This window comes from Ruegeria sp. YS9, from assembly GCF_024628725.1.
GTDB classification, from domain to species: domain Bacteria; phylum Pseudomonadota; class Alphaproteobacteria; order Rhodobacterales; family Rhodobacteraceae; genus Ruegeria; species Ruegeria atlantica_C.
This window is the reverse complement of record NZ_CP102409.1, coordinates 2,419,979-2,446,348: the sequence shown is the minus strand read 5'-3', so window position 1 is coordinate 2,446,348 and position 26,370 is coordinate 2,419,979. Positions and strand designations below refer to the sequence as shown.

Genomic DNA, 26,370 nt, shown 5'->3' with positions numbered 1-26,370 from the left:
GGTGCCCTATTTTTTCGGACGTTTGAACGACAGATTGGGCTCAGTCGTCCTGCGCTTCGATCATGTCCACGCGCGTGGCGTGGCGGCCGCCTTCGAATTCGGCACCCAGAAATGCGTCAACGATGTCCAGCGCCAGACCTTCACCGACAACCCGCGCGCCAATCGACAGCATGTTGGCATTGTTGTGCTGACGGATCATGCGGGCCGAGAATGTGTCTGAACAAACGCCGCAGCGGATGCCGGGCACTTTGTTCGCAGCCATCATGATACCCTGTCCGGTGCCGCAGAGGACAATACCCAAGCTGCAATCTCCCGAGGCAACGGCTTGCGCCGCGGCCTTGCCGTGCTTGGGGTAATGGGTGCTTTCCGGGGTTGTCGGGCCGATATCAACCACGTCCCAACCTTGTTGCGCGATGTGTTTGGCCACGGATTGACGCAGCTCGATTGCCGCGTGATCGCTGGAAAGAACAATACGTTTGTTGGCAGTCATGGGGGTGTTTCCACTTGTGTCGCCGATCGCGCCCCATGGTCAGATACCTGCGCAATCGGTATTCCGGAAATCAGGCGGCGACATGTTCGGTCGCCCCCTGTTGCTCAATCCATCTGATACATGGATTCGTAGATCGGGGTCAGCGTTTTGTCTTCGAACAGCGAAGACACACTGGTTCCGTTCCAGATGTTCAGGATTGCTTGGGTGAAGATTGGCGCAGTGGGAACGATGCGGATATTCTTCGCCTTCAATATCTCTTTCGTCGGCTGGATCGTATCGGTCAGCACCAGTGACTTCATGACCGAGTTCGTCACCCGCTCGACCGCCGGGCCGCTCATGACGCCATGCGTGATGTAGGAGTGAACTTCCTTGGCGCCATTGTCCAACAGGACCTGCGCGGCCTTGCAAAGCGTTCCGGCGGTGTCACACATATCGTCGACGATCAGGCAGATCTTGTCCTTCACATCCCCGATAACGGTCATTTCCGCGACTTCGCCTGCTTTCTCGCGACGCTTGTCAACGATCGACAAGGGGGCATTGATGCGCTTGGCCAGTTCACGTGCGCGGGCCACGCCGCCGACGTCGGGTGAAACCACCATGATTTCATCCAGACTGTCCTTGAACTGGTTTTTGACATCCAGCGCAAAGATCGGCGAGGCGTAGAGGTTGTCGACGGGCATATCGAAAAAGCCCTGAATCTGCGCGGCATGAAGATCCATCGTCAGAATCCGCTCGATCCCTGCACCGGTCAGCATATTGGCCACCAGCTTGGCGCTGATGGGCGTGCGGGCCTTGGTGCGGCGATCCTGGCGGGCATAGCCGAAATACGGGATCACGGCGGTGATCCGCTGTGCCGACGAACGGCGCAGCGCGTCGGCGATGATCAGCAGCTCCATCAGGTTGTCATTGGCCGGGTTCGAGGTCGGCTGGATGATGAACATATCCTCGCCGCGTACGTTTTCGAACACTTCGACGAAGATCTCGCCATCATTGAAACGTTCAACGCGCGCATCGACCAATCCCTGGTCAACGCCGCGATACAGGCTCATGCGGCGTGCGATGGTTTCGGCAAGTGGAAGGTTGGCGTTCCCAGCGATAAGCTTGGGTTCGTGAAGTGTCGGCATCGGCTGAGGTCCCCGGGCAGCAATGGCAATGTGACAGATTCGTGATGTTGACACCGCTTAGCATGGCCTTACCGTCCCGCAAAGGTAACGCAGCGGAGAAAGTGAACATGACCCGGATTGACTACTATTTTGCGACAATTTCGCCCTATAGCTACCTGGCTGGAAACCGGCTGGAAGAGATTGCGGCGAAACGTGGAGCATCGATCAGCTACAAACCGCTGGACATCATGGCACTGTTCGCACGCACCGGGGGTACGCCGCCAAAAGACCGTCATATCTCGCGCATCGAATACCGCGCTCAGGAATTGCTGCGCCAATCGCAGAAACTGGGGATGGAGTTCAACCTGCAACCGGCGCACTGGCCGACCAACATGGCACCGTCTTCTTATGCGATCATCGCCGCGATCAGGGATGGTTCGGGCGACGTGGGCAAGTTGTGCCAGTTGATCCTGCGCGCCTGCTGGGCCGAAGAAAAAGACGTCGCTCAGGATGATGTGATCCGGGACTGCCTGGCAAATGCCGGGTTTGACCAGGAACTGGCCAACAGTGGACTGCTGGTCGGGGCCGAGACCTATGCCGCCAATCTGGAAGAAGCCGTGGATCGCGGCGTGTTCGGCGCGCCGTTCTACATCACGCCGGACGGTCAAAGGTTCTGGGGGCAGGATCGCCTGGATGATCTGGATCGGCATCTGTCCGAGATGAAAGGATGACAACCCCGACGGCGATGCAATCCGTCTTCGTCAGACGATTGGGCGACGGAGGGCGCAAAGTGCTTGCCCTTCATTGCACCATTGCGCATTCCGGCGCGTGGTCTGGCCTGTCCAAGGCATTGGATGGCAGCGTGTGTCTTGTTGCACCGGATATGCTGTCCCACGGGCGCAGTCCGGATTGGGACGGTCAAAGCGATTTCTTTGACGCTGTGACAGATCTGGCGGCGGTCGAGTTGACCAAGCCCATGGATCTGGTCGGCCATTCCTTTGGGGCGATCGTTGCGCTCAGACTGGCCATCGAGCATCCGGACCTTGTTCGAAGCTTGACCCTGATCGAGCCCGTGTTCTTTGCCGTGGCAAAACAGGACGCGCCCCATTTGTACGATCAGCACCGGCGAGAGTCACAACCGATTGAAGCAGCGTTCCAAGCAGGCGACGAAGCGCTGGCCGCGCGGTTGTTCAACCGGATGTGGAGCACCGGTATCGGCCCAAAATGGCCGGACCTGCCAGAGCGGACGCGCGCCGGAATGGTGCGTGGGATTCATGTTGTTCCTGCGTCTTACCCCGTTCTGTACGATGACCGCGCCGGGTTGCTTGACCCCGACAGATGCAAGCGCGTATCGATGCCAACCCTGTTGCTGAGCGGATCAAAGACCCACCCGACGATCCCCGCAATCTGTGATGGATTGCAGCGTCGTCTACCGAACGCACGCCATGAGGTCGTTCAAGGTGCAGGGCACATGCTGCCCATTTCGCACCCCCGTGAAACCAGCGCGCTTCTTCAGGAGCTCTGGAAAGCTGGCCGCGGAACGGGTGTTACAACAGGCTGAGAAACTGATCGATCTCGGCTGTCCCGATCGACCAGTCGCAGACCAGTCTGCAGGCAAGGCTTTCATCGTCATCGCCACCTTCCAGCTCGTCCCCCCAGAGGTGGTAGATTGCCCCGGCCTCATGCAGCTGTTTGTGCTTCGCGCGTGAAAAAGCGGCAAAGATCATATTGGCCTGTGGTTCGTGCAGGAACTCGGCCCCTTTTGCACGCAGGCCGTCGGCCAGCCGGGCACAGTTTGCGTTGGCCTGACGCGCCAGCTTCAGCCACAGATCATCCTCAAGATAAGCCGCCATCTGAGCGGACAGGTAGCGATGCTTGGAAAACAGATGCGCCCCGCGTTTGCGCCGCAGCTCGAATTCCCAGGCCTTGCTCTCGTCAAAGAACACCACCGCTTCAACGCCCATCAGCCCGTTTTTCGTGCCGCCAAAACTGACCGCGTCCACCCCAGCTTTCCATGTCATGTCAGCCGGAGAACAATTCAGGGCCACCAGAGCATTGCTGAACCGGGCCCCATCCAGATGGACCGGCAAGCCATATTCCTTTGCGACCCCACACAGCGCCTGCAATTCCTCCAGCGAATAGACCGATCCGCGCTCGGTGACCTGGGTGATCGACACCGGCCCGCGCTGCGGCCCGTGTACCCCGCGGGTTTCTTCGCCCAGGATGGACCCGCGCAACGCGTCCGGTGACATCTTGTCGCCGCCGGGAACAAGGGTCAGCTTGGCCCCGGTGTAAAACTCAGGCGCGTTGCACTCGTCTTCATGGATATGGGCAACCGGAGAACAGAAGATCGTTTCCCAGGGGTTGGACAACGTGGCAAGGGCCAGCGAATTTGCCGCTGTCCCCGTTGCGACGAGATAGACAGCAGCCCCCGGCGCTTCAAAGATGCTGCGAATGCGGTCACGCACCTCGTTCATCATCGTGTCGGCGCCATAGGCCATCTGATAGCCCTGATTGGCCTCGGCCAGTTTGGCCATGACCTGAGGGTGAACCGGCCCGGAATTGTCAGATGCGAAATACATCAGCTAGGCTCCTCGATAATGTAGTCTTCCCACTCTTCCATGGGGGTTTCGAACTCGGACACCGTGCGCCCCTGAACTGAAACGCCTGCGGCATGCACGCTGTCCGGCGTACCAGATATCAAAGGGTGCCAGTCGTAAAGCGTTTTGCCTTCCCACAGCAGTCGATACGCGCAGGTTTGCGGCAACCAATAGGCGTGTTCGTCAATATTGTCGGGTGTCATGACGATGCATTCAGGCACGAATTGATGCCGGATGTCGTATTGTGTGCAGCGGCAGCTTTCATCGTCCAGCAGACGGCAGGCGACACAGGTCAGGGCAACTTCGCCCGAGTCTTCATCTTCCAGCTTGTTGAGGCAACACTTGCCACAGCCGTCACACAGGGCCTCCCACTCGCGCTGATTCATCTTGCGCAGGGGTTTGCGCTCCCAGAACCGGGCGGGAAGGCCGGTGCGTTCAATCGGATCAGCGCTCATAAGGCGGCCAAAATGCCCCGGGCCCGTTCACAATCGGCATTCATCTGCGCGATCAGACCATCCAGCCCGTCAAATGTCATTTCAGGGCGCAGGAATTCGATCAGCCCCACTGACAAGGTCGCCCCGTACAGGTCGCCGGAAAAGTCGAACAGGAAGGTTTCGATATTTGGCACTTCGCCATGGAACATCGGGCGCACCCCAACCGAGGCCGCACCGTGATAGCTGCCCTGATGCGGGCCATCCAGCACGTCGACCAATACGGCGTAGACGCCGAATTTCGGCGGGTGGAGCCCTTCGATGGACATGTTCGCGGTTGGAAAACCCAGTTCCCGCCCGCGCTGCTCGCCGCCGATCACCTCGCCTTCGATCCTGTGCCAATGGCCCAGCATCGCGGCGGCATCTCTTGGGCGACCCTCGCTCAGTGCGGTGCGGATGGCGGTTGACGAGACCACGTTTTCCGACCGCTGCATCAACGGGGCAATCGTTACGCCAAATCCCATCTCTTGCCCGAACCGAACCAGATCGTCCGCCGTCCCACTGCGGCCCTTGCCAAAACAGAAATCGGCCCCGACCACGACATGGGACAGGCCCAGCCCCTCACAAATCACGTTGCGCGCGAATTCATCGGGGGAAAGCCCGGCCAGCGCCGCGTTGAACGGCAGCTCGTACAGTTTCTTCACACCCAGCTTTTCAAGCCGGTGCGCCCGCGCATTGCCGCGCATCAGGCGGAACGGAGGAGAATCCGGCGCAAAGTATTCACGTGGATGCGGCTCGAAGGTCATGACACCCAGTGGCGCATCCGGGGCCGCGTCGCGGGCCAGTTCGATGACCGACTGATGCCCCAGATGGACGCCATCAAAATTCCCGATCGCAACGCTGGCGCCGCGGTCTTCTGGCTCGACAAACTGGAAATCCCGGATGATGTGCATAGGCGATTGCGTAGCGTTGCGTTGCGATTTGTTCAAGCGGCAGTTTGAATTCAAAGCATGCGTCCTGGCGAAACACACCAAAACCATTCGTCAGACCTGATTGCACACAGGGCATCCCCGGAATGCCGTGCAACATTCGGCCAACTTCTTGATCCCAAAAAAATACTGGGTGTAGACTGGGTTTCCGGCCCCGGACCACGCTGGGGGCGGACGATGGCCCGGCCAGGTTCAAATGAACCCAGCACAGGAGGCAGACCATGTATCGATTGCGACTGTTCGCGATTCGCAACGCCCGTGCGTTCGAGTGGATCTACAAATGTGTCGAACGGGGCATGGTCGCGATGGATCCGGTCTTTGCAAAGATCGGCTACAACCGCGTTGAACGCCCCATCGCGTTGGTCGAAAAAGGCGTCAAAAGCCTTTTGTTTGATTGCAAGATGTGCGGGCAATGCGTTTTGTCTTCGACGGGTATGTCCTGCCCGATGAACTGCCCCAAGCAACTGCGCAACGGCCCATGCGGCGGTGTACGTCCCGGTGAGTTCTGCGAGGTCAAACCCGACATGAAATGTGTCTGGGCCTTGGCCTGGGACGGGGCCAGCCGTATGCAACACGGGGGCGACAAGATAAAAGAGGTCCTTCCGCCGGTGGAACACATGTTGAAGGGGTCATCATCCTGGTTGCGGGTCAGCCGCGAGATTGCAGCACAGGAACGCGAGGCCCGTGACGCTGCACGCGAAACGCTTGCGCAGGCATTCCCGGAGGCGCGCGAGAATGAACCCTCTGCGGCACCTCTGGCTGCTGAACCCCCCAATGCGGTGAACCGGGAGCTGAAGAAATGAACGACGCCCATCGCAGCGAGGTCGAGCCGATCGGCTATGTGCCTGTTCCCGAAGGTTATGTCTCGCACAGTCGACTGGAAAGAGTTCTGCGCTCGGGTCGTTTTGCGGTGACCGCTGAACTGAACCCGCCAGACAGTGCTGACCCCGAAGATGTTTTTCAGGCGGCACAGCCGCTGGGTGAAGTGGCGGATGCGATCAATGCAACCGATGCGTCTGGTGCCAACTGTCACATGTCCTCGTTAGGGATCTGTGCGTTGTTGACCCGCGCGGGGTATTCTCCGGTCTATCAGATTTCCTGCCGAGACCGGAACCGGATCGCCATTCAGGGGGATGTTCTGGGGGCTGCGGCGCTGGGCGTCAGCAACGTATTGTGCCTGACGGGCGACGGTGTCGGGGTTGGGGATCAACCGGGGGCAAAACCGGTGTTCGACTTCGATTCCCTGACCTTGCTGCGGACGATCCGAACGATGCGCGATCAGGGAAAGTTTCTTTCAGGCCGCAAGATCACGCGTCCCCCTCAACTGTTTTTGGGAGCGGCGGAAAACCCCTGCATACCGCCCTATGACTGGCGCCCGGAACGTCTTGCAAAGAAGGTTGAAGCGGGGGCCGAGTTTATTCAGACCAATTACATCTACGACATTCCGCTTTTTGAAAAGTTCATGGATCGGGTTCGGGATGCCGGTCTGGACGAAAAAGTATTCATCATCGCCGGTGTGGGTCCCATCGCTTCGGCACGCGCGGCACGCTGGATGCGCAGCAATGTGCCCGGAATTCACATCCCGGATCATGTCATCGAGCGGATGGAAAAGGCCGAAAAGCCCGCTGAAGAGGGCAAGAAGATCTGTATCGAACTGATCCAGCAGATCCGGGACATCGCCGGTGTTTCCGGGGTTCACGTGATGGCCTACAGGCGTGAACACGTGGTGTCTGAAATCATACTGGAATCAGGTGCGCTGAAGGGACGAAAACGAACCCGTTCGTCCTAACGACCTTGCGTCCAGTTGAGTGTCCAAACAAAAAAGGCGCCGGTCGGGCGCCTTTTGCAAGACTGTGTTTGCGGGTCAGTCGAACTTGCGCGACGGGGCAAGCACCATCGCTTCGCCGATCAGGACCTTCTTGCCCTCGACCGAACAATGGCAGTCCAGCTTGACGCGGCGCTTGGCGAAATCGATGTCGATCACTTTCACCTCGGCATAGACCATGTCACCCGGGCGCACAGGCGCCAGAAACTTCAGTGACTGACCCATGTAGACGGTGCCGTGGCCCGGCAGTTGTTCACCGATCACGGCCGAGATCAGACCCGCCGTCAGCATTCCGTGGGCAATACGGCCTTCGAAGATCGTATCGCGGGCATAGTCGTCGTCCAGATGCACCGGATTCCGGTCGGTCGAGACCTGCGCGAACATTTCGATATCTTCATCCGTCACCACTTTGCGCAGGTGGCGGGACATGCCCATTTCGATGTCTTCGATACAGATCGTTCCGCGCGGAAGATTGTCCAACATGTTGCCCTCACTCGAAATCGGCCGTGAAAGAAAAAACCATCATTTGGCCAGCGATGGCAACTTTATTACTTCGCAGTTGCAGAAAATCAAGTCTTTTCTTGCTACCTCAAGCGCCCGATCGTGTAGGTTGGATTGATCTTTTCCCTTTCAATATAGGCGGTTAGGGATTCGTGATGCGGATGATGCGACGTTTTTGTCTCGGCCGCAGCCAGCCCGCCCGAGATGAACAGAGAATCAATGCCCTCTCCCATGCCGCCCAGAATGTCCGTATGGGGGCCGTCGCCGATCACCAGAATGTCGCTGTCGGGGATATCGTGCCCCAGTTCCTGCAACCGGCGTCGGGCCAGGTCATAGATCGGGGGATGCGGTTTGCCGAAATACAGGCTTTCACCGCCCATTTCGGTGTACAGCCTGGCCAAAGCACCGGCACACCATTCGCGCACCTCTCCGCGGTCGACAACAATGTCAGGGTTCGCACAAAGCAGTTTCATCCCCATCTGCTTGGCGTACAGGAAATCCGGCCGGTTCACATCCGGGTCGGCCATCGGATCGAACGGGCCGCAGCAGACGATACCCTCGGCTTCCTTCAGCGGCACACGCTCGATATGGATGGGATGATCCAGCAGTTTCAGCGGTTCGAAAAAGCCCGCATCACGTTGCCACTCGCCCATGAAGTAAACCTTGCGCCCCACAGCACCCCGGAACATCGCCGAGCGCGCGGAATCCCCGCTGGTGGCGATGGTGTCATACGCGTCGGCGGGGACGTTGAATTGCACGAGTTGCTCTGCCACCCCGGCGCGAGGTTTGGGAGAGTTCGTGACCAAAACCACCAGTCCACCCTTGGCACGATAGGCCTTCAGCGCTTCGACGGCCTCGGGGTAGGCCGTGATGCCGTTGTGAACACAGCCCCAAAGGTCGACGAACAATGCCTTGTAACGGTCCGAGATCTCGGAAAGCGAGGAAACGATCTGGGTCATGGGGGCCTCTGGGTCTGATATCGCGTTGGCGACAGCTATGCCAAAGCACGGGCCAAATGACCATCCCGCACCCTTCGCCTGCGGTCCTGTAATTCGTCGAAAAAGGGTTCTGTGGTATAGTAATGCGAATGTTTTAAAGAATTTGCGGAGCGTGACATGGGGAATAATACCAAAACCCACAGTACGACCGATGTGCTTTTCCGATGGTTCCAAATCGTTGCCATCACGCTTGCCGGGCTATGGGCAGTTTTTCAATTTGGTCTGTTCGAGGTCAAAAAGAACTACGTGCTCGAAGTGAACGTTTCAGCAGATGTTGGTAAGCCCGTGGGTGAAGGGATTGTGCCGGTCAAGATTACAACGTCAGCCCGCAATTCCGGGCAAAAGGGTGTGAACCTTATTTTTGCCAAGGCAATCTTTGCCGAAGAGGATGTCATTCCCAAGAGGCCAGACGATCGTTTTGACATTCGAGACTGGAGCACGCTGACATACAGGCCATACAAATATATGAGGGATATTGGCGAAAGGGTTTTTGCTTTTGCAACGGCCTATGAGATTTTCACGCCGTACTATTATCTCGAAAGGAATGAAACTCAGTGGAGCGAAATTCTGTTCCTTGCGAATACAGCCAGAGCAAACTTCTTCACGTATCAAATTTTCTATTATGCCGCCGAAAGGTGCAGGGGTATCTACCCGTTCGAGACGTGTTTTGAGTTCCGGGCTGACACCTTTGAGCCCCAACAAGGAGAACCATGCCCCGGTGATCTCTTGTGGGTGGGTGTGACCAATCTGTGTATTCAATATTTCCGCAAAGTCCTGAATAGCGACTCCACGGATTGGGAAGAGATCACCGAGGATGACTTGTTCAAAGATCACAAAATGATCTTCTATCGCCGCGACGGAAATCTGTACCTTTGGTCGGAAGAATCTGAGGCGGTCGAACACTAAAAAGGGCGCCGTTGGGGCGCCCTATGAATTCGATTTGTACGGAAATCAGACCTTCAGGTTTGGAATGATCTGCTTTTTGCGGCTCATGATACCGGGCAGAACGACGGCGTCCCCGTCCACGGTAACACCAAAGCTTTTCTCGGCCACGGCTTTGACCAGATCATTGGGGACCAGCAGGGTGGCCTCTTCGTTCAGGATATCAACCACGAACAGCAGCACCTGATCGACGCCGTCTTCCTTGGCAACTTCCACCATCGAGTCCGCCAGGCTGGCCTTGCGGTCCAGAACGACGCCGGGGGCGGTGGTTTCCAGAACCGAGACCCGGAATTTGGTGCCGTCGACCTCGTATTCCTTGCTGTCCATGCGGATCAACTCGGCGTCCGAGAAGGACGAGACATCCGATTTCGCCGCAAACATGTCGGCTGCATATGCCGAAATGTCCAGCTCGAGCTCGGCCGCCAGACGTTCTGCAACCTCGCGGTCATGCGCCGTGGTGGTGGGAGAGCGGAACTCCAGAGTATCCGACAGAATGCAGGTAAGCGCGGCGCCTTTGATGGCGTCGGGCATCTTGGCCGCATCTTCGCCCATCAGATCGACCATGATGGTGGCGGTGCAGGCCAGGGGGCGCACTGTGATGTCGATCGGGCCTTTGGTTTCCAGGCCACCGACCAGCTTGTGATGATCGATGATGGCGCGGATGTCGGCGTCGTTGATGTTGGCCGGCAGTTCGGCGGGGTTGTTGGTGTCGACGATAACTACCGGGGTTTCCGCGGGCAGGTCCTCAAGGATCCGCGGCTTGGGCAGGTCCCAGTTTTCCAGCATGAATGTTGCTTCGGTGTTGGGTTCACCCAGCAGTACGGGTTCGGTCTGCTCACCCTTGACCTCGTTCAGGTACCACGACCACAGGATCGGCGAACCTGTGGAATCTGTGTCGGGGGATTTGTGGCCAAATACTAGCGTCGTCATGTCAGAGTCCTGCGGAATGAGAATTTGCGCGCCTTATAGGGCGGGTAGATGCCGTTGTCACGCCGCAGACCACCGTCTGCGACGCTTGGTCTGAAAACCGCCGGGCCCGTTCAGAATGCGGCGCGTGTCAGAACGTATCCGGCTTCTTCCAGCTGGTTCAGCAGGCCGTAATCATCGCTCAGGTGCCCCGCGCCGACCGCAATCACAACTGTCTGATCCCTGATGTCCAGCATCTGCGCCATCCAGTTGGCGTTTCGCTGCACCAGCATCTGCTGCTCGAAATTGCGCCATTCCGCGTCAAATGCCTCGGGGCTCAGGCCCGACTGCTCCAGCCCCTGTAGGCGGGCAAGCTGTATGATCTCGGCGTGCTTTTCTTCCAGATACGCGTTGGCCATGGTGGCCAACTGGTCCGCATTGCCCTGCATCGCCCCGGACAGGCGCACAAGCGACTCGACCTGTTTTTCCAGAGGGTGACTGTCGAACATGGCCATCAGGTCTTCGATTCGTTCCAGCGAGTGCTGCGGGATACCTTGTTCGACGGCCAGATCGTTCAGACGGGCGTCCATTCCATAAGTCGCATTCGGGTCCTCGATCATGCAGGGCGGAATGCTCAGCATCATGGTCAGGAACCACGGGCGCATCTTCGCAGCCATCCAGCCGGGGATGCCGCGCTGGGCCAGGGCTGCGGACAGCGCATCCCAGTCGTCTTCCGCCATCAGGTCGATCAACGTAGGGCCCGAGGTAATCATCACCGCACTCAGGTCGCTGGCCATGGTCTTTTCGAAGGCGTCCATGTCGTCCTGGGTGACTTCGAAATAAAAGGCGTCCGCTTTGCTGAGTTCGGGCGACAGGCGGTCAATTACGCCTTCCATGCGCGGATCGTAACTGTGCAGCGTGCCGATGATGTGCAAAACCGTGTCGCCCTTGCGTGCAATCCAGTGATTGCCTTCGGGATAAGCGATCTGGGCCACTGCGCTTTGCAATTTGGTCCGGGTTTCCTCGGGCAGTTGCGGTCGCAGGTCCACCCCCTCGCACGCGGCCTGAGCCGAGATCGGAAACAGAAGGAACGCAAGAAAAGTGAGCAAACGCATGGAGCCAGCCTGAATGGTGTCAAGAAGTTGAACCCAGACTTAGCCACGCCACCTTCCGATGTTCAAGCCGCCCGTCTGGTATTCCCCGACAATCTGCGTAGCATGGCCACATGAACCGCGAGCAGGATCTCTATCCCCCGGTCAAGGCGCTGCTGGAGCGGCAGGGATACGCCGTCAAGGGCGAAGTCGGCGCAGCCGACATCGTTGCGGTGCGCGATGGGGATGCGCCGGTGATTGTCGAACTGAAACTGCGTTTCACGCTGGCCCTGTTTCATCAGGCGATCACCCGGCTGAAACTCACCGATCTGGTCTATATCGCAGTCTGCAAACCCACGGGCCGAACGGCCCGGCGGGCGCTGAAAGATAATCTGGCACTGTGTCGAAGGCTTGGCCTGGGCCTGATCACCGTGCGGGCTGATGGCACGGTCGAGGTTCAGTGCGATCCCGGCCCCTATGCGCCCCGCAAGAACAAAGCCAGGGCCGCACGGTTGCTGCGGGAATTCGACCGGCTGGAAGGTGACCCGAACGCCGGGGGCGCGACGCGCCATGGTATCGTGACGGCGTATCGGCAGGATGCACTGAAATGTGCGGCCTTTTTGGCCGAAAATGGCCCGACCAAGGGATCAGACGTCGCCAAGTCGGTCGGCGTCCCGGTTGCCACCCGGCTTATGCGGGAAAATCACTATGGGTGGTTCGAGAAGGTTGAAAAAGGCATCTACGGGCTTACGTCAGCCGGAGCGGAAGGCTTGAAACACTGGGCCTATAGCTGGGAACAGGCTGACTGATCCATCTTGCAAAAAATCTCTCACAACTTGTTGACTCGGAGTTTCAGACTCCCTAGCTATGCGTCGTTATCACTCACACACCCCGAGTGCTAACGCCTCGCCATCCGGTGAGGGGAGGATAGATAAACTTTGAGCCCAAGGAGCTGCAAAGATGGCATTGAAACCGCTTCATGACCGTGTGCTGGTTCGCCGCGTAGAGAGCGAAGAGAAAACCGCAGGCGGCCTGATCATCCCTGACAGCGCAAAAGAAAAGCCAAGCGAAGGCGAAGTCGTCGCAATCGGCGAAGGCGCGCGCAAGGACAGCGGCGAACTGATCGCAATGGCTGTCAAAGCTGGGGACAAGATCCTGTTCGGCAAATGGTCGGGCACCGAGGTCAACGTCAACGGCGAAGAGCTGCTGATGATGAAAGAAAGCGACATCATGGGGATCATCGAGTAAGCCCGCGCGCTTTCTCTGATCTTCATTTCAAACTTATTTCTCAAGGAGAAACGACATGGCTGCAAAGGACGTCAAATTCGACACCGATGCCCGCAACCGTATGCTGAAGGGTGTGAACATCCTGGCCGACGCGGTTAAAGTGACCCTGGGCCCCAAAGGCCGCAACGTGGTTCTGGACAAATCCTTCGGCGCGCCGCGCATCACCAAGGACGGTGTTTCGGTTGCCAAGGAAATCGAACTGGAAGACAAGTTCGAAAACATGGGCGCGCAGATGGTGAAAGAAGTCGCCAGCCGCACCAATGACGAAGCCGGCGACGGCACCACCACCGCAACCGTTCTGGCACAGGCGATCGTAAAAGAAGGCCTGAAGCAGGTTGCAGCGGGTCTGAACCCGATGGACCTGAAGCGCGGCATCGACCTGGCAACCGCCAAGGTTGTTGAAGGCATCAAAGAAGCCTCGCGCGAAGTCAAAGACTCGGCAGAAGTTGCTCAGGTTGGCACCATCTCGGCCAACGGCGAAGCCGAAATCGGCCAGCAGATCGCAGACGCGATGCAGAAGGTCGGCAACGAAGGCGTCATCACCGTCGAAGAAAACAAAGGTCTGGAAACCGAGACCGACGTTGTCGAAGGTATGCAGTTCGACCGTGGCTACCTGTCGCCTTACTTCGTCACCAACGCAGACAAGATGATCGCAGAGCTCGACGACTGCATGATCCTGCTGCACGAAAAGAAACTGTCCTCGTTGCAGCCGATGGTTCCGCTGCTGGAACAGGTGATCCAGTCGCAGAAACCGCTGCTGATCATTGCCGAGGATGTTGAAGGCGAAGCGCTGGCAACTCTGGTTGTCAACAAGCTGCGCGGCGGCCTGAAAATCGCTGCCGTCAAAGCACCTGGCTTCGGTGATCGCCGCAAGGCCATGTTGCAGGACATCGCAATCCTGACCGGCGGTCAGGTCATCTCCGAAGATCTGGGCATGAAGCTCGAATCCGTCACCATGGACATGCTGGGCACCGCCAAGAAGATCGAAATCACCAAAGACGAAACCACCATCGTCGACGGTGCTGGCGAGAAGGCCGAGATCGAAGCACGCGTTGCCCAGATCCGTACTCAGATCGAAGAAACCACCAGCGACTACGACCGTGAGAAGCTGCAAGAGCGCGTTGCCAAACTGGCAGGCGGTGTTGCCGTGATCCGCGTCGGCGGCATGACCGAAGTTGAAGTGAAAGAGCGCAAGGACCGTGTGGACGATGCTCTGAACGCAACACGCGCTGCCGTTCAGGAAGGCGTTGTTGTGGGCGGTGGTGTTGCTCTGGTTCAGGCCGGTAAAGCACTGGAAGCTCTGAAAGGTGCAAACGCCGATCAGGACGCAGGTATCAACATCGTTCGCAAGGCTATCGAAGCGCCGCTGCGCCAGATCGCCGAGAACGCAGGTGTCGACGGTGCGGTTGTCGCTGGCAAAGTTCGCGAAAGCGACGACGCGGCCTTCGGTTTCAACGCTCAGACCGAAGAATATGGCGACATGTTCTCGTTCGGCGTGATCGACCCGGCCAAAGTGGTTCGGACCGCTCTGGAAGACGCTGCATCGGTTGCTGGCCTGCTGGTCACTACCGAAGCAATGGTTGCCGACAAGCCGGCCAAAGAAGGCGCGGCACCTGGCGGTGGCATGCCCGACATGGGCGGCATGGGCGGCATGATGTAAGCACGTCGAATTCGCCTCTGGCGAATTCTGACGACCCGACAGGCGCTTGGCGGTATGACCAAGCTGCCGAAAGGGAAGCCCTGAAGCTTAAGAATGGGGTCGCCTTCGGGCGGCCCCGTTTTGTATTGACCGTTCTGTTTTGTCAGCGGGTTGCGACGCAGCTTCGACAAGCGCTGTTGGTCTGTCTTGCGACCTTCGGGAAAGTGAGTGTGCAAACTCGGCCCAAACGGCTATGCGGATGGCATGAGATTGTTTTTGCTCACCGCCCTGACCATGTGCGCCTTCGCGGCGAATTCCATTCTGAACCGGTTGGCCATCGACAGCGGAGCCAGCGATCCGACCGGATTTGCCATCCTGCGGGTTTTGGCGGGGGCCGTGGTGCTGGCCGCTCTTGTGCTGGCACGCGGGGGGCGCCTTCCGCTGCGCAATCGAAGGCGGATTATTGGTGCGGGATCGTTGACGCTCTACATGATCGGGTTTTCGATCGCCTACCTGACGCTGGATGCCGGATTGGGTGCATTGATCCTGTTTGGCACGGTGCAAATTACAATGTTTTCGATCGGCGCACTGACGGGTGCGACACCGACCGCCCGGCAGGTGGCGGGGGCAGGTGTTGCGCTTGCCGGTCTGACCTATGTGCTGTGGCCGACTGACGCCGATCAGGTCGACCTGATCGGCGCGGCTTTGATGGCCGCCGCCGGTATCGGTTGGGCCCTTTACTCGATAGCGGGCCGATCAGAGAAAAACCCGCTGGAGGGAACGGCCGCCAACTTCATTGTTGCTTTGCCACTGACTGCCCTGGCGATGCTGGCCACCGGCGGCGTCTGGCAGATGAATGGGGTGGGGTATCTGCTGGCGGTCCTGTCCGGTGCGGTAACATCCGGGCTTGGCTATGCTTTGTGGTATCGTGTTTTGCCTCAACTGGCCCCGTCCGTGGCGGCTGTCGTTCAGCTCAGCGTACCGGTGATCGCAATTCTCGGCGGTGTCGCCTTTCTGGGCGAGATTGCCAGAGCACGGCTGATCATCGGCGCCACGCTAGTTTTGGGCGGTATCGCGCTGGCCGTGCTGCGACGTCACCGGGGCTAGGGCTTTTATCGAGGGCCGATAGGCTTTATCTGGCGGTTATGAAACTTCTGATTGCCTTGCTCTTCTGCCTCGTTCCAGCCGCAGCCAGTGCGAAATGCGTGATCCTTCTGCACGGTCTTGCGCGCACCGAGGCCTCGTTTACCGTGATGGAGCAGCTGTTCAAGGCGCATGACTATACTGTTGTGCGCCACGGGTATCCATCGACTGAAATCGGTATTCCGGAACTGGCAGAGCAAACCATCCCCGACGCGCTTGCAGCCTGTGGCGATGACAAAGCCAATGTCGTTGCGCATTCCATGGGCGGTATCCTGTTGCGCTATTGGCTCAAGGACCATCGGCCCGAGAACCTGGGTCGTGTCGTCATGCTCGGCCCGCCCAATCAGGGCAGCCAGTTGGTCGATGAGCTGAGCGCCTGGGAAGTGTTCGGGTATCTGAACGGCCCGGCGGGCCTGCAATTGGGCACAGGTCCCGAAGGCATTCCGCGCCGCCTGCCGCCGGTGGATTTTGAGCTGGGGGTGATCGCGGGTGAGAATTCGCTCAACCCGCTGTTTTCATCGCTGATCGACGGGCCGGATGACGGTAAGGTTTCGGTTGAAACCACCAAGGTCGAAGGGATGAAGGATCATCTTGTTCTGCCGGTGACCCACACCTTCATGATGAACAACCCGCGCGTTATGGCACAGGCGCTGCATTTCATCGAATTCGGCCGCTTCGATCGGCAGATCACCTGGCTGGACGGCGTGATGGAGATAATCGACGAGATCTGCATCGGGCAGGATTGCTCAGAACCTGACTCGGAGTCCACACGATGACTGCACTGGACCTGGTTTTGACCGGCGCAGAGGTTCTGTTGCCGAAGGAGGGTCTGTCGCGCTGCGATCTCTCGATAGCAGAGGGCGTCATTCAGCAAGATCGGACCGGGCGCAGGGTTGACCTGAGCGGTTATCTTGTCCTGCCCGGTATCGTCGATCTGCACGGGGACGGGTTCGAACGCCACATCGCCCCTCGGCGCGGCGCGATGAAGCAGATGAACGAAGGCATTCTGGCAGCCGAAGCCGAACTGGCCGCCAATGGCATCACCACCGCCGTTCTGGCCCAGTTCTACAGTTGGGAAGGTGGCGTGCGCGGCCCCGAGTTTGCCGCGCAGGTGTTTCGGGCCATCGCTGCGGTCAAGGACAGCACCGTCACCGATCTGATCCCGCAATTGCGTTTCGAAACCAACATGTTAGGGGATTACGAGGGTCTGGCCCGTCGCATCGCCGAATGGCAGGTGCCTTATGTGGTGTTCAATGATCACCTGCCGCATGATCGTTTGGCGCAGGGCAAAAAGCCACCGCGCCTGACCGGTCAGGCACTGAAGGCCGGACGCAACCCGGACGCGCATTTTGAGATGCTGCTCAATATGCATGCCCGCAGGAACGAAGTGCCTGCTGCCGTCGAAGCACTCAGCGCCGAACTTGTGTCAATGGGGGTACGCTTGGGCAGCCATGATGACGCGACCGCCGAGACAAGGGCATGGTGGCGCGACCAAGGCGTGCGTATTGCCGAATTCCCCGAAACGCTTGAAGCCGCCGAGGCCGCGCGTTCCGCCGGGGATCACGTTATCCTTGGCTCTCCCAACGTTGTGCGGGGTGGGTCGCACAAGGGGAATGCCAGCGCCGTCGAACTGATCGCCATGGGGCTTTGTGATGCGTTGGCCTCGGATTACCACTATCCCAGCCCGCGCCGCGCGGCGCTGATGCTGGCCAGAACCGGTCTGCTGGATCTGGCCGATGCCTGGGCGCTGGTCTCGTCCGGCCCCGCGCGGGTGCTGGACATGCAGGACAGGGGCACGCTCGCGCCGGGAAGACGCGCCGATCTGGTCATCCTGGATGCGGATACCCATCGCGTTGCGGCCACCCTGGCTGGTGGGCGCGTCAGTTACATGTCAGGCGACATCGCCGCCCGGTTTTTCGGGTAGACCCGCAAAACCTTCATCTTTTCCCAAATACTCTCGCCGAAGGCGTCGCGCGCAGGCGCGACACCCTCAACGTTTGATGCGGTTGAAATGCCCCATCTTGCGCCCGGCCTTTACCTCGGCCTTGCCGTAGAGATGCAGCGCCACGTCCCGCTCACGGGCCAGTTCTGGTACGCGGTCCATGTCGTTGCCGATCAGGTTCTCCATCACCACATCGGAATGGCGCTGTCCGTCCCCCAAAGGCCAGCCTGCCACGGCGCGGATATGCTGTTCGAACTGGTCGACAGCACAGCCGTTCTGCGTCCAGTGGCCCGAATTGTGAACCCGCGGAGCGATCTCATTCACGATCAGGCCACCGGGCGTCACGAACAGCTCGACCCCCATCACGCCGACATATTCGAGTGCGTTCAGGATGTTCGCCGCCAGCAGGATTGCGTCTGTGCGCTGGGCGGGGGACAGGCGGGCAGGGATGGTGGTGGTGCGCAGGATGCCATCGCGGTGCACATTCTCACCCGGATCGAAACAGGCAACCTGACCGTCCAGACCACGGGCCGCGATGATCGACACCTCGTGCGAGAAATCCACGAACCCTTCCAGAATGGCTGGTGCACCGGCCATATCGGCCAGAGCGGCCTCGGAATCCTCAGGCTTGCGCAGCCGGGCCTGTCCCTTGCCGTCATAGCCGAAGCGACGGGTTTTCAGGATGGCGGGCGTCCCGATCTGTTCGATCGCCGCATTCAGGCTGTTCAGGTCGGCAATATCCGCAAACGGGGCCGTCTTCAGACCCAGCTCTTGCAGAAATGTCTTCTCGGTCAACCTGTCCTGGCTGACCCGCAATGCCTCGCGCCCGGGGCGGATCGGACGGTGCGCTTCCAGAATGTCCAGTGCTTCGGTCGGGATGTTCTCGAACTCATAGGTGATGACATCGACAGCACCGGCAAAGGCTTTCAGCGCTTCTGCATCATCATAAGCCGCAGTGGTGACGCGATCCGCAACCTGCCCCGCCGGCGGGTTCGCACCCGGTTCGTAGATATGGCTGACAAAACCCAGCCTGGCGGCTGCCACGGACAGCATCCGGCCCAGCTGACCGCCCCCCAGAATCCCGATCACTGCACCTTGGGCGAGCATTTCCGCCATCTTCAACTCTCCAAACGTTTGCCAATAGCGCCAAGCGCGGAACGCAGCGCCTCATGCGCGCGCCCGTCCTTCAGGGCGTCCGTCATTTGCAGGCTCAGCGTGCCCTCTGTCGCCAGGGCGTCACGCTCCTGCGCCAACCGGCCGGCTGTGCCTTTTTTCATCGAGGCCAGAAAGCCCGCCATCAACTGTGTTGTATAGAACTCGGCCCCGTCCGTATCTCCGGTTGCGTCACCCAGCCATTCGGCACCCGTTGCCATCAGGTCCAGAATGCCGGGAACCATGGCACAAATGGCGAAATGCGCATTCAGCGCGGCTTCATCCGCAACCTTGACCACGGGGTTCTCGGGCTCAAATAGATCCGCCAGCAGGCGGTCATTGCCAAAAGCCGCCATCGGGCAGCCGCCGGTTTCCAGAAACCCCAGCGGGATGGTCTGCACGAAATCCGACGCAGGGGCGCAAAGCGCGGCAAGTTGCTCGGCGGGCACCGACGCCATGACCGACACGACCTGCTGATCGGCACGAAAGATCAGCGGGTCCAGAACGTCGGCCGCAATATGCGGGCGCAGGCACAGAAACACGATGTCCGAGGTGTCAATCACGGTCTGAGGCTTGGCGATGGTCGCGCCCAGTTCCGCCTTCAAGGCAGAAGAAACTTTGGCGTTGCGCTCGGTCACGCTGATCTGGTGCCCCTTGGCGGCCATCAGCCGCGCGATCGGCGCGGCGATATGGCCGGTGCCGACAAAGCCGATCCGGCTCATCCCTGCGGTTCCTGGGGGATCGATGCTGACAACGCGTCACGCCAGTTGTCCAGCCGTTCCGCCAAAGCATCATCCTGCAATGCAAGAATGCCCGCCGCCATCAGGCCGGCATTGGCCCCGCCGGCGGACCCGATCGCCATGGTTGCCACCGGGAATCCCTTGGGCATCTGCACGATGGAATACAGCGAATCCACGCCCGACAAGGCGCGGGTCTGCACCGGGACGCCAATCACAGGCACCCGCGTTTTCGACGCCATCATGCCCGGAAGATGCGCCGCCCCGCCCGCACCTGCAATGATCACCTGCAACCCGCGCGAAACTGCGGTTTTGCCATAGTCCCACAGCCGGTCCGGCGTGCGGTGGGCCGATACGATGCGCGCTTCGTAGGCGACGCCCAGTTCGTCCAGAATATCCGCGGCTTCCTTCATCGTGGGCCAGTCCGACTGGCTGCCCATGATGATCCCCACTTTCACTTCGCTCATCCGCATACGTCCCCGCGCTCAGAAAGAGCGCGCACTATAGCCAAATCCGGTTGGCTGGCAATGCGGTACAGGGCGTTCAGGCGATGATATCGGGGGTCAGGCGGTCTTCGATCAGGCGGATGATGTCTTTCAGGCGCAGTTTCTCTTTTTTCAGGCGCCGCAAGGTCAGTTGATCGGCCGTTCCTTTGTCATGCAATGCCTGAATCGCCTCATCCAGATCGCGGTGCTGCCGGCGGAAGACCTCAAGCTCAACGCGCAATACTTCATCTGTTTTCATCGAAAGATCGGTAGGCGCGTTCATTGGCGACTCGAGTTGGTTGTGGTGCTTGGCCAACAAGATAGTGTGTCAGACGTTATCGCGCCAGACCTTGTGGACATCCTGGTTTCTTCCCATATTCTATTGCAGGCGGTTGCCAGAACGGGGCCGCACACCACGTCGCTTTGACAATGAAGGACGAAAATACGTGTCGAAACTTACTCTTGGCTCATACCCGCATCTTTTGGGGTTCGAGCAGTTGGAACGCCTTCTGGAACGGTCTGCAAAGGCCGGAAATGAAGGGTACCCGCCCTACAACATCGAACAGACGTCGGATTTCTCCTACCGCATCACTCTTGCGGTGGCCGGGTTTGCCGAAGAGGATCTGTCAATCACGATTGAAGATCGCCAGTTGGTGATCCGGGGCCGTCAGCGCGACGACAGCGAGGGGCGCATATTCCTGCATCGCGGCATTGCGGCGCGTCAGTTCCAGCGCATGTTCGTGCTGGCCGACGGTGTCGAAGTGGGCGAGGCGATCATGGAAAACGGTCTGCTGCATGTGGATCTGACCCGCGCCGTGCCGGAAACCGTGGTTCAGACGATCAACATACGGAAGGGGTAAGAGCAATGAATACACCGATTGAAATCAACACCGAAGGCAACCGTATTGTCTATGTCAAAACGGTTGAAGTATCTGAATTGCCTCGGGAAGTTCGTGAACAGGCAGGCGATCTGGATCAGCTTTACGCCGTCCACGATTCCGACGGGCAGCAACTGGCGCTGGTCGCAGACCGCAAGCTGGCCTTTGTGCTGGCGCGCGAACATGATCTGTCTCCGGTGGCCGTTCACTAGGCGGCCGAAATCTCTGCTGAAACGAAGTGGCATTTTCTTTTCATGCGGTGATCTTGCCGCACATGCAAAGGCAGGAGCGGCACCATGGGCTGGTTTGACTTTGACTGGGTGGACGCCTTCAGTGATCGCGCCTTCGGCGGCAACGGATGTGCCGTCGTCCACGAAGGTGCGCGCCTAACGCAACAGGTCTGCATGGCCTATGTGCGCGAAACCTCTCTGGTCGAATGCACCTTTACCGGCCCGTCCGAGGTGGCCGACATCCGCGTCCGCTATTTTCTGGCCAGCCGCGAAATCCCTTTCGCGGGGCATCCGACTATCGCCACCGTCGCGGCGATGCGATCCCGCGGCATGATCTCGGGCGATAGTCTGACGCTGGAAACCGGTGCGGGTCTGGTCTCGATCCGGTTGCAGGATGAGCAGATCGAAATGACTCAGGTCGCACCGCAATTCGGAGCGCATGTGCCTGCGGAACTGGTGGCGAAGGCGATCAGCCTGCCACAGGAAGCCATCATTTCGCCGCCTCAGATGGTTTCAACCGGCTTGCCGTTCTGCATCACCGTTCTGCGGGATCATACGGCATTGCGGGCCGCTCAACTGGTTGAAGGCCCATTGCGCAAAGTGGCTGAAACCGCGGGGTATTCCGGCTCGGATATGGCCGAACCGTTTCTTGTCACGCTGCAAGGGGCAACCGATGAGGGGGATACGTTTTCGCGCCTTCTTCTGGCTCCGCCCAGCCCGCCCGAAGATCCGTTTACCGGGTCCGCCACCGGTGCGATGGCCGCCTATTTGTGGAAACACGGGTTGATGAAAAAGGAAAGCTTCATCGCCGAGCAGGGTCACGATATGGGGCGCCCCGGGAAAGCCATCGTCACGCGTGTCGGCCCGCCTGATGCGATGACAGGCATCAAGGTTTCTGGTCAGGGGCATATCCTGATGCGCGGGCAGGTTGACCTGCCGGAAGCGCCGATAAAATGAGCGGGCGTTGACCGAGGGCTGCCTCCGACATTCTGGCCGGAGGCGGCAGGTTACATCCAGCGCAGCCGCAATCTGGGCTCACGCCTGGGTTGGGTCGGGTTTGCCGACAAAACAGAATCCAGCATAAGTTCAAAGGTCGCCGACCTCGGATGCGATGCAAAGGACGAAGCGGTGTCCTTGATCCGGAAAGGACTGAAGGCAGAGGTGCTCCGACAAGCTCAGGTCGGATCCAAACCAGAAACTGGCAATGGTCGGAGACCTGTTCGCCATCTCAGTTTCACACCCGCCTTGAGGTCCTGAACAGTATCAGGACCAGCGGCTATCGTCATTTGAAAGCCAAAAAAACGACCCCCGGAATCTCCGGAGGCCGCCCAATACAATCAGATGAGACCGCAATCAGTTTGCTGCGATCAGGCCCATGCTTTCCAGTTTCAGCAGCACCTGATGGGCGCAATTGTCGACCTCGACATTCTCGGTTTCGACCCGTAGTTCCGGGTTTTCCGGAACATCGTAAGGGTCCGAAATTCCGGTGAATTCCTTGATCTTGCCCTCGCGCGCCAACTTGTAAAGGCCCTTGCGGTCGCGGCGTTCGCATTCCTCGATGCTGGTGGCCACATGCACCTCGCAGAAGGCACCGAACTGTTCGATCTCTTCCCGCACGGCACGGCGCGTGGTGGCATAGGGCGCGATCGGGGCGCAGATGGCGATGCCGCCGTTCTTGGTGATCTCGGATGCCACATACCCGATGCGGCGGATGTTCAGGTCGCGGTGCTCTTTCGAGAAGCCCAGTTCCGAACTGAGGTTCTTTCGCACGATGTCGCCATCCAGCAGCGTCACCGGGCGGTCGCCCATCTCCATCAGCTTGACCATCAGCGCGTTGGCGATGGTCGACTTGCCCGAGCCCGAAAAGCCGGTGAAGAAGACGGTGAAACCCTGCTTGGAGCGCGGCGGGAAGCGGCGGCGCAGTTCCTCGACCACTTCGGGGAACGAGAACCACTCGGGGATTTCCAGCCCTTCACGCAGGCGGCGGCGCAGTTCGGTGCCCGAGATGTTCAGGATCGTGACGTTGTCCTTGTCGAGAATCTCGTCATTCGGTTCGTACTGGGCGCGTTCCTGCACATAGACCATGTGCTTGAAATCCACCATTTCAACGCCGATTTCGTCCTGGAACTGTCGGAACAGATCCTGCGCGTCATAGGGGCCGTAGAAATCCTCACCTTTGCTGTTCTTGCCGGGGCCCGCGTGGTCGCGGCCAACGATGAAGTGGGTGCAGCCGTGGTTGGCGCGGATCAGGCCGTGCCAGACGGCCTCGCGCGGGCCAGCCATGCGCATGGCCAGGTTCAGCAGGCTCATCGAGGTGGTCGAGGCGGGGTACTTGTCCAGCACCGCCTCGTAACAGCGCACACGGGTAAAGTGATCGACGTCGCCCGGTTTGGTCATGCCCACGACCGGGTGGATCAGCAGGTTGGCCTGTGCCTCTTTGGCGGCGCGGAAGGTCAGCTCCTGATGCGCGCGGTGCAGTGGATTGCGGGTCTGGAAGGCCACGATGCGGCGCCAGCCCAGCTTGCGGAAATAGGCGCGCAATTCATTCGGCGTGTCGCGGCGGCCACGGAAATCGTAATGCACGGGCTGTTGGATTCCGACCACCGGTCCGCCCAGATAGACCTTGCCGGCCACGTTGTGCAGATAGTTCACCGCCGGGTGAGCGTCGTCATCAGCGCCAAAGACCTTCTCGGCCTCGCGCGCCTTGTCCGGGGTCCAGCGGTCGGTCACGGTCATGGTGCCCAGGATCACGCCTTCCTGATCGCGCAGAGCGATGTCCTGCCCAAGTTCGATCCGATCCGCGAAGTCTTCGCTGACATCCAAAGTGATGGGCATTGGCCAAAGCGTTCCATCGGCCAGGCGCATATTCTCGACCACATTGTCGTAATCTGCTTCGCTCAGAAATCCTTTGAGCGGGTTGAAGCCACCATTCATCAGCAGTTCCAGGTCGCAGATCTGACGCGGGCTCAGATCCCAGCTGGTCAGATCGGCAGCTTCCACCTTCAGCTTCTGCGCCGAATCGTATGACACATACAGTTCGGAGATCGGGGCCAGATTGCTTAACATCGTCATCGGAATACTCTTGTAGCAGTGTTGATTTGCCAGTGGATATCGGGCGGTTTCGAGGCGTTTGCACCGGCTGACAGGCGAAGTCCACAGGCGTCAATGTAACAAAGGAGGATATGCGCCGAATACTTTTGAATTGGAAGAAATTTCTAATTCACAAGTCAAATCGATGATCTGATACTTGCAATCAGAGGTTATTCGTTCAAGCGGAGTATTTCTGTTCCTGTTTTGTGACGTTGTGCTCAAGTATGGACGCGCGGGTGACAGGCAGGGCGGGAATCGGTTCAGACACGCCGCGCAACTGGAACAACCTGATTTCGTCCTGTGGTATGACGACATCTGCGGCCTTCAGCAACGCTTCCGAGACCAGCAATTCGACCTTCAGCGCCTTGGTTTCGCTTTCAAGGCGACTGGCGACATTGACGGTGTCGCCGATTATGGTTTTCGACGCATGCCCCGCCGCGCCGATCTCACCCACCACCAGATCCCCAAGATGCAGACCCATCCCGATGCGAATGCCGGGGCTGCCTTCGGCCTCGAGCTGTGCGTTGAATTCATCGAGGGCGTGACTGATGTCGATGGCGGCTTTCAATCCGGCACGGGCGGACGCCGCCGCATTCGGCTTTTCAAAAACGGCCAGCAGCCCGTCTCCCATGTATTTGTCCACGACACCGCCTTCCTTGGTGATGGCAGGCACGACGGCGTCGAAAAACCGGTTCAGCAGGAACACGATGTCATAAGGCAATTGGCCGGTCGTGCGCGCGGTAAAGCCGCGCATGTCAAGAAACAGAACAGCCAACTGGCGTTCCTGACCCTGACTGGCATGTCCGCGTATGCGTCCGCCATCTGGCCTGAAGACCCGAAAAACGGTGGTGGGTTCTGTCGGGCGTATCTGGCAGGCCAGTCGCGTCTGTGACGATGCACCCACAGCAGCAAGGCTGCGCGCTTCGACATCACCGGGCGGCGGCAGGGCGTCGTTGCCATCCTCCACGATGACACGGCAAGTGGTGCAGCGCCCCTTTCCGCCGCACAGGGCCGCATGCGGGACGCCGTTTACCTGCGAAATCTCAAGCAGGGTCATGCCTTTTTCCGCGACAACTTCAGGCCCTTTGGCGTAACGCACGCGCACCGAATGCCTGCGCCGCCACAGTTTGCGCCCGATGTAAACCAGACCCGTTGCACCAAGGGCCAGCCAGAACACCATAAGGCCATAGTCTTTTACACTGAACAGGGTCTGGAAGGTCTCGGGCGACGGCCAGTTGTAGTGCTCGATATATTGCTCGCGCAGGAATTCATCAGCGAAGTCGGCCCATATGCGACGCCCCTCGGTCAGCAGGCCGGCCAACGCGAAAAAAGGCACGAAAACCGCAACACCGATCAGATAGGGCGCGACCCGCGACCACCACCGGGTCAGCCGCAGCCACATATGCAAGCCGATGCAGCCGTGTATCCAAACGATCAGCAACAAGGCGCTTTGCATCCATACGGCGATACTGGGCCACATCAGAATGATGATGTATCCCATCTCGTCGTTGACGTCATAGACCTCGTGCGCGACCCGCGTGTGAACGATGTGCGAGATCAGTTGCAGCGGAATCAGCAAGCCCAGTCCGACCTGCAAGGCCGTGCTGTAGGGCATCCGCAGGGTTCTGCGTTGTGCGATCGACGTCAGGGCCAGACCTGCATGCGTGAAAAGAGCAGCATAGAAAAGCACGCTGATGACATTGTGGCGGGTGATGGCCTTCCGACCGTCCTGCATCCCGTGCAGGTAATCCGTGTGAAACAGGCCCAAGCCAATGTTTATGAAATGGAAGAATGCGAAAACAAACAACACAAGACCACTGACGATCCTGAGTCGGGTTGACCACCCGCCGCGCCAAAGAGCGTTGTTCAAATGCTCACCTGCTTTTCGCTTTTCCCTCAGCAATCCTGATA

29 protein-coding genes are annotated in these 26,370 nt (G+C 59.1%); 14 read left to right on the top strand and 15 right to left on the bottom strand.

What is annotated here, in order from left to right:
- Positions 1–40: 40 nt before the first annotated feature.
- Positions 41–490 (bottom strand): ribose 5-phosphate isomerase B, encoded by a 450-nt coding sequence (rpiB, locus tag NOR97_RS12425; protein WP_257599296.1) that lies wholly within the window; start codon positions 488–490, stop codon positions 41–43.
- 104 nt (positions 491–594) lie between these two features.
- Positions 595–1,614 (bottom strand): ribose-phosphate pyrophosphokinase, encoded by a 1,020-nt coding sequence (locus NOR97_RS12420; RefSeq protein WP_224854138.1) that lies wholly within the window; start codon positions 1,612–1,614, stop codon positions 595–597.
- Between the two features lie 107 nt (positions 1,615–1,721).
- On the opposite strand from NOR97_RS12420, the gene NOR97_RS12415 reads away from it, so the two are divergent.
- The gene (locus NOR97_RS12415) at positions 1,722–2,324 is read left to right on the top strand and encodes a 2-hydroxychromene-2-carboxylate isomerase (protein WP_257599295.1); all 603 of its coding nucleotides are present in this window, start codon (positions 1,722–1,724) and stop codon (positions 2,322–2,324) included.
- Positions 2,321–3,154 carry an alpha/beta fold hydrolase gene (locus NOR97_RS12410; protein WP_257599294.1) on the top strand — a complete coding sequence of 278 codons (834 nt, stop codon included), beginning with the start codon at positions 2,321–2,323 and terminating at the stop codon, positions 3,152–3,154. Before NOR97_RS12415 ends, NOR97_RS12410 begins: the two co-directional genes overlap by 4 nt.
- Here NOR97_RS12410 and NOR97_RS12405 read toward each other — a convergent pair.
- Genes NOR97_RS12405 through NOR97_RS12395 form a run of 3 tightly spaced genes read right to left on the bottom strand, consistent with a single transcriptional unit; the run spans position 3,141 to position 5,577 of the window.
- Positions 3,141–4,175 carry a low specificity L-threonine aldolase gene (locus tag NOR97_RS12405; protein WP_257599293.1) on the bottom strand — a complete coding sequence of 345 codons (1,035 nt, stop codon included), beginning with the start codon at positions 4,173–4,175 and terminating at the stop codon, positions 3,141–3,143. The two genes, NOR97_RS12410 and NOR97_RS12405, sit on opposite strands and share 14 nt — an antisense overlap.
- Complete coding sequence (locus NOR97_RS12400) at positions 4,175–4,648, bottom strand: YcgN family cysteine cluster protein (protein WP_170346048.1); 474 nt, start codon at positions 4,646–4,648, stop codon at positions 4,175–4,177. Before NOR97_RS12400 ends, NOR97_RS12405 begins: the two co-directional genes overlap by 1 nt.
- Entirely contained in the window at positions 4,645–5,577 is a 933-nt protein-coding gene (locus tag NOR97_RS12395) for a bifunctional riboflavin kinase/FAD synthetase (protein ID WP_257599292.1), read from the bottom strand. Before NOR97_RS12395 ends, NOR97_RS12400 begins: the two co-directional genes overlap by 4 nt.
- Before the next feature lie 257 nt (positions 5,578–5,834).
- Here NOR97_RS12395 and NOR97_RS12390 point away from each other — a divergent pair, with 257 nt between their 5' ends.
- On the top strand, positions 5,835–6,416 hold the full coding sequence (locus tag NOR97_RS12390; RefSeq protein WP_257599291.1) for a methylenetetrahydrofolate reductase C-terminal domain-containing protein: 582 nt from the start codon (positions 5,835–5,837) through the stop codon (positions 6,414–6,416).
- The gene (locus tag NOR97_RS12385) at positions 6,413–7,402 is read left to right on the top strand and encodes a methylenetetrahydrofolate reductase (protein WP_170346051.1); all 990 of its coding nucleotides are present in this window, start codon (positions 6,413–6,415) and stop codon (positions 7,400–7,402) included. Before NOR97_RS12390 ends, NOR97_RS12385 begins: the two co-directional genes overlap by 4 nt.
- Positions 7,403–7,477: 75 nt before the next feature.
- Here NOR97_RS12385 and NOR97_RS12380 read toward each other — a convergent pair whose 3' ends face one another.
- Positions 7,478–7,921, bottom strand: a complete 444-nt coding sequence (locus NOR97_RS12380) for a MaoC family dehydratase (protein ID WP_117872517.1) — start codon at positions 7,919–7,921, stop codon at positions 7,478–7,480.
- Between the two features lie 101 nt (positions 7,922–8,022).
- The gene (locus NOR97_RS12375; RefSeq protein ID WP_257599290.1) at positions 8,023–8,898 is read right to left on the bottom strand and encodes a TIGR01459 family HAD-type hydrolase; all 876 of its coding nucleotides are present in this window, start codon (positions 8,896–8,898) and stop codon (positions 8,023–8,025) included.
- A 156-nt stretch (positions 8,899–9,054) separates the two neighbouring features.
- Between NOR97_RS12375 and NOR97_RS12370 the strand changes: the two genes are divergently transcribed.
- Positions 9,055–9,843 (top strand): hypothetical protein, encoded by a 789-nt coding sequence (locus tag NOR97_RS12370; RefSeq protein WP_257599289.1) that lies wholly within the window; start codon positions 9,055–9,057, stop codon positions 9,841–9,843.
- A 45-nt stretch (positions 9,844–9,888) separates the two neighbouring features.
- Here the strand turns inward: NOR97_RS12370 and NOR97_RS12365 are convergent, their stop codons facing one another.
- Positions 9,889–10,809, bottom strand: a complete 921-nt coding sequence (locus NOR97_RS12365; protein WP_257599288.1) for a manganese-dependent inorganic pyrophosphatase — start codon at positions 10,807–10,809, stop codon at positions 9,889–9,891.
- Between the two features lie 110 nt (positions 10,810–10,919).
- Positions 10,920–11,900, bottom strand: coding sequence for a TraB/GumN family protein (locus NOR97_RS12360; protein ID WP_257599287.1), 981 nt, complete (start codon positions 11,898–11,900; stop codon positions 10,920–10,922).
- Positions 11,901–12,010: 110 nt separating this feature from the next.
- Between NOR97_RS12360 and NOR97_RS12355 the strand changes: the two genes are divergently transcribed.
- The 6 genes from NOR97_RS12355 (at position 12,011) to NOR97_RS12330 (ending at position 17,869) form a co-directional block, all read left to right on the top strand.
- A complete protein-coding gene (locus NOR97_RS12355) occupies positions 12,011–12,685 on the top strand; it encodes a DUF2161 domain-containing phosphodiesterase (protein ID WP_257599286.1) in 675 nt (224 codons plus the stop codon).
- A gap of 151 nt (positions 12,686–12,836) precedes the next feature.
- Entirely contained in the window at positions 12,837–13,124 is a 288-nt protein-coding gene (gene groES / locus NOR97_RS12350) for a co-chaperone GroES (protein WP_257599285.1), read from the top strand.
- Between the two features lie 55 nt (positions 13,125–13,179).
- Positions 13,180–14,823: a chaperonin GroEL gene (groL, locus tag NOR97_RS12345; protein WP_170346057.1), complete on the top strand. Its 1,644-nt coding sequence runs from the start codon at positions 13,180–13,182 to the stop codon at positions 14,821–14,823.
- A 243-nt stretch (positions 14,824–15,066) separates the two neighbouring features.
- Complete coding sequence (locus NOR97_RS12340; RefSeq protein WP_257599284.1) at positions 15,067–15,909, top strand: DMT family transporter; 843 nt, start codon at positions 15,067–15,069, stop codon at positions 15,907–15,909.
- 38 nt (positions 15,910–15,947) lie between these two features.
- The gene (locus NOR97_RS12335; RefSeq protein ID WP_257599283.1) at positions 15,948–16,721 is read left to right on the top strand and encodes an alpha/beta fold hydrolase; all 774 of its coding nucleotides are present in this window, start codon (positions 15,948–15,950) and stop codon (positions 16,719–16,721) included.
- The gene (locus NOR97_RS12330; RefSeq protein WP_257599282.1) at positions 16,718–17,869 is read left to right on the top strand and encodes an alpha-D-ribose 1-methylphosphonate 5-triphosphate diphosphatase; all 1,152 of its coding nucleotides are present in this window, start codon (positions 16,718–16,720) and stop codon (positions 17,867–17,869) included. Before NOR97_RS12335 ends, NOR97_RS12330 begins: the two co-directional genes overlap by 4 nt.
- A 66-nt stretch (positions 17,870–17,935) precedes the next feature.
- On the opposite strand, the gene NOR97_RS12325 is transcribed toward NOR97_RS12330, so the two are convergent.
- The 4 genes from NOR97_RS12325 to NOR97_RS12310 all read right to left on the bottom strand — a co-directional run bounded on the left by NOR97_RS12325 (position 17,936) and on the right by NOR97_RS12310 (position 20,544).
- Positions 17,936–19,003 (bottom strand): 5-(carboxyamino)imidazole ribonucleotide synthase, encoded by a 1,068-nt coding sequence (locus NOR97_RS12325; RefSeq protein ID WP_257599281.1) that lies wholly within the window; start codon positions 19,001–19,003, stop codon positions 17,936–17,938.
- Between the two features lie 2 nt (positions 19,004–19,005).
- Entirely contained in the window at positions 19,006–19,761 is a 756-nt protein-coding gene (locus NOR97_RS12320) for an NAD(P)-binding domain-containing protein (RefSeq protein ID WP_257599280.1), read from the bottom strand.
- Positions 19,758–20,243, bottom strand: coding sequence for a 5-(carboxyamino)imidazole ribonucleotide mutase (purE, locus tag NOR97_RS12315; protein ID WP_170346063.1), 486 nt, complete (start codon positions 20,241–20,243; stop codon positions 19,758–19,760). The genes NOR97_RS12320 and purE overlap by 4 nt, the downstream gene beginning before the upstream one ends.
- Positions 20,244–20,319: 76 nt before the next feature.
- Positions 20,320–20,544: a YdcH family protein gene (locus NOR97_RS12310; protein ID WP_152458986.1), complete on the bottom strand. Its 225-nt coding sequence runs from the start codon at positions 20,542–20,544 to the stop codon at positions 20,320–20,322.
- Positions 20,545–20,707: 163 nt separating this feature from the next.
- Here NOR97_RS12310 and NOR97_RS12305 point away from each other — a divergent pair, with 163 nt between their 5' ends.
- The 3 genes from NOR97_RS12305 (at position 20,708) to NOR97_RS12295 (ending at position 22,326) form a co-directional block, all read left to right on the top strand.
- On the top strand, positions 20,708–21,121 hold the full coding sequence (locus NOR97_RS12305) for an Hsp20 family protein (protein ID WP_058275530.1): 414 nt from the start codon (positions 20,708–20,710) through the stop codon (positions 21,119–21,121).
- Positions 21,122–21,126: 5 nt separating this feature from the next.
- Complete coding sequence (locus NOR97_RS12300) at positions 21,127–21,351, top strand: DUF1150 family protein (protein WP_117872546.1); 225 nt, start codon at positions 21,127–21,129, stop codon at positions 21,349–21,351.
- Positions 21,352–21,435: 84 nt separating this feature from the next.
- Positions 21,436–22,326 (top strand): PhzF family phenazine biosynthesis protein, encoded by an 891-nt coding sequence (locus tag NOR97_RS12295; protein ID WP_257599279.1) that lies wholly within the window; start codon positions 21,436–21,438, stop codon positions 22,324–22,326.
- 396 nt (positions 22,327–22,722) lie between these two features.
- Here NOR97_RS12295 and NOR97_RS12290 read toward each other — a convergent pair whose 3' ends face one another.
- Both NOR97_RS12290 and NOR97_RS12285 read right to left on the bottom strand, forming a co-directional pair.
- Positions 22,723–24,441 carry a bifunctional sulfate adenylyltransferase/adenylylsulfate kinase gene (locus NOR97_RS12290; protein WP_257599278.1) on the bottom strand — a complete coding sequence of 573 codons (1,719 nt, stop codon included), beginning with the start codon at positions 24,439–24,441 and terminating at the stop codon, positions 22,723–22,725.
- 196 nt (positions 24,442–24,637) lie between these two features.
- A complete protein-coding gene (locus NOR97_RS12285; protein ID WP_257599277.1) occupies positions 24,638–26,329 on the bottom strand; it encodes an adenylate/guanylate cyclase domain-containing protein in 1,692 nt (563 codons plus the stop codon).
- Positions 26,330–26,370: the final 41 nt, after the last annotated feature.

What these genes read in the sequence shown, in the direction of transcription:
- NOR97_RS12355 (WP_257599286.1), top strand. Translation starts at nt 12,011, where the DNA reads ATGAACCGCGAGCAGGATCTCTATCCCCCGGTCAAGGCGCTGCTGGAG.
- NOR97_RS12405 (WP_257599293.1), bottom strand. Translation starts at nt 4,175, where the DNA reads ATGTATTTCGCATCTGACAATTCCGGGCCGGTTCACCCTCAGGTCATG.
- NOR97_RS12370 (WP_257599289.1), top strand. Translation starts at nt 9,055, where the DNA reads ATGGGGAATAATACCAAAACCCACAGTACGACCGATGTGCTTTTCCGA.
- NOR97_RS12320 (WP_257599280.1), bottom strand. Translation starts at nt 19,761, where the DNA reads ATGAGCCGGATCGGCTTTGTCGGCACCGGCCATATCGCCGCGCCGATC.
- groL (WP_170346057.1), top strand. Translation starts at nt 13,180, where the DNA reads ATGGCTGCAAAGGACGTCAAATTCGACACCGATGCCCGCAACCGTATG.
- NOR97_RS12385 (WP_170346051.1), top strand. Translation starts at nt 6,413, where the DNA reads ATGAACGACGCCCATCGCAGCGAGGTCGAGCCGATCGGCTATGTGCCT.
- NOR97_RS12390 (WP_257599291.1), top strand. Translation starts at nt 5,835, where the DNA reads ATGTATCGATTGCGACTGTTCGCGATTCGCAACGCCCGTGCGTTCGAG.
- NOR97_RS12375 (WP_257599290.1), bottom strand. Translation starts at nt 8,898, where the DNA reads ATGACCCAGATCGTTTCCTCGCTTTCCGAGATCTCGGACCGTTACAAG.
- NOR97_RS12335 (WP_257599283.1), top strand. Translation starts at nt 15,948, where the DNA reads ATGAAACTTCTGATTGCCTTGCTCTTCTGCCTCGTTCCAGCCGCAGCC.
- groES (WP_257599285.1), top strand. Translation starts at nt 12,837, where the DNA reads ATGGCATTGAAACCGCTTCATGACCGTGTGCTGGTTCGCCGCGTAGAG.
- NOR97_RS12395 (WP_257599292.1), bottom strand. Translation starts at nt 5,577, where the DNA reads ATGCACATCATCCGGGATTTCCAGTTTGTCGAGCCAGAAGACCGCGGC.
- NOR97_RS12360 (WP_257599287.1), bottom strand. Translation starts at nt 11,900, where the DNA reads ATGCGTTTGCTCACTTTTCTTGCGTTCCTTCTGTTTCCGATCTCGGCT.
- NOR97_RS12420 (WP_224854138.1), bottom strand. Translation starts at nt 1,614, where the DNA reads ATGCCGACACTTCACGAACCCAAGCTTATCGCTGGGAACGCCAACCTT.
- NOR97_RS12365 (WP_257599288.1), bottom strand. Translation starts at nt 10,809, where the DNA reads ATGACGACGCTAGTATTTGGCCACAAATCCCCCGACACAGATTCCACA.
- NOR97_RS12290 (WP_257599278.1), bottom strand. Translation starts at nt 24,441, where the DNA reads ATGACGATGTTAAGCAATCTGGCCCCGATCTCCGAACTGTATGTGTCA.
- rpiB (WP_257599296.1), bottom strand. Translation starts at nt 490, where the DNA reads ATGACTGCCAACAAACGTATTGTTCTTTCCAGCGATCACGCGGCAATC.
- NOR97_RS12400 (WP_170346048.1), bottom strand. Translation starts at nt 4,648, where the DNA reads ATGAGCGCTGATCCGATTGAACGCACCGGCCTTCCCGCCCGGTTCTGG.
- NOR97_RS12330 (WP_257599282.1), top strand. Translation starts at nt 16,718, where the DNA reads ATGACTGCACTGGACCTGGTTTTGACCGGCGCAGAGGTTCTGTTGCCG.
- NOR97_RS12300 (WP_117872546.1), top strand. Translation starts at nt 21,127, where the DNA reads ATGAATACACCGATTGAAATCAACACCGAAGGCAACCGTATTGTCTAT.
- NOR97_RS12380 (WP_117872517.1), bottom strand. Translation starts at nt 7,921, where the DNA reads ATGTTGGACAATCTTCCGCGCGGAACGATCTGTATCGAAGACATCGAA.
- purE (WP_170346063.1), bottom strand. Translation starts at nt 20,243, where the DNA reads ATGAGCGAAGTGAAAGTGGGGATCATCATGGGCAGCCAGTCGGACTGG.
- NOR97_RS12325 (WP_257599281.1), bottom strand. Translation starts at nt 19,003, where the DNA reads ATGGCGGAAATGCTCGCCCAAGGTGCAGTGATCGGGATTCTGGGGGGC.
- NOR97_RS12415 (WP_257599295.1), top strand. Translation starts at nt 1,722, where the DNA reads ATGACCCGGATTGACTACTATTTTGCGACAATTTCGCCCTATAGCTAC.
- NOR97_RS12410 (WP_257599294.1), top strand. Translation starts at nt 2,321, where the DNA reads ATGACAACCCCGACGGCGATGCAATCCGTCTTCGTCAGACGATTGGGC.
- NOR97_RS12295 (WP_257599279.1), top strand. Translation starts at nt 21,436, where the DNA reads ATGGGCTGGTTTGACTTTGACTGGGTGGACGCCTTCAGTGATCGCGCC.
- NOR97_RS12340 (WP_257599284.1), top strand. Translation starts at nt 15,067, where the DNA reads ATGAGATTGTTTTTGCTCACCGCCCTGACCATGTGCGCCTTCGCGGCG.
- NOR97_RS12310 (WP_152458986.1), bottom strand. Translation starts at nt 20,544, where the DNA reads ATGAACGCGCCTACCGATCTTTCGATGAAAACAGATGAAGTATTGCGC.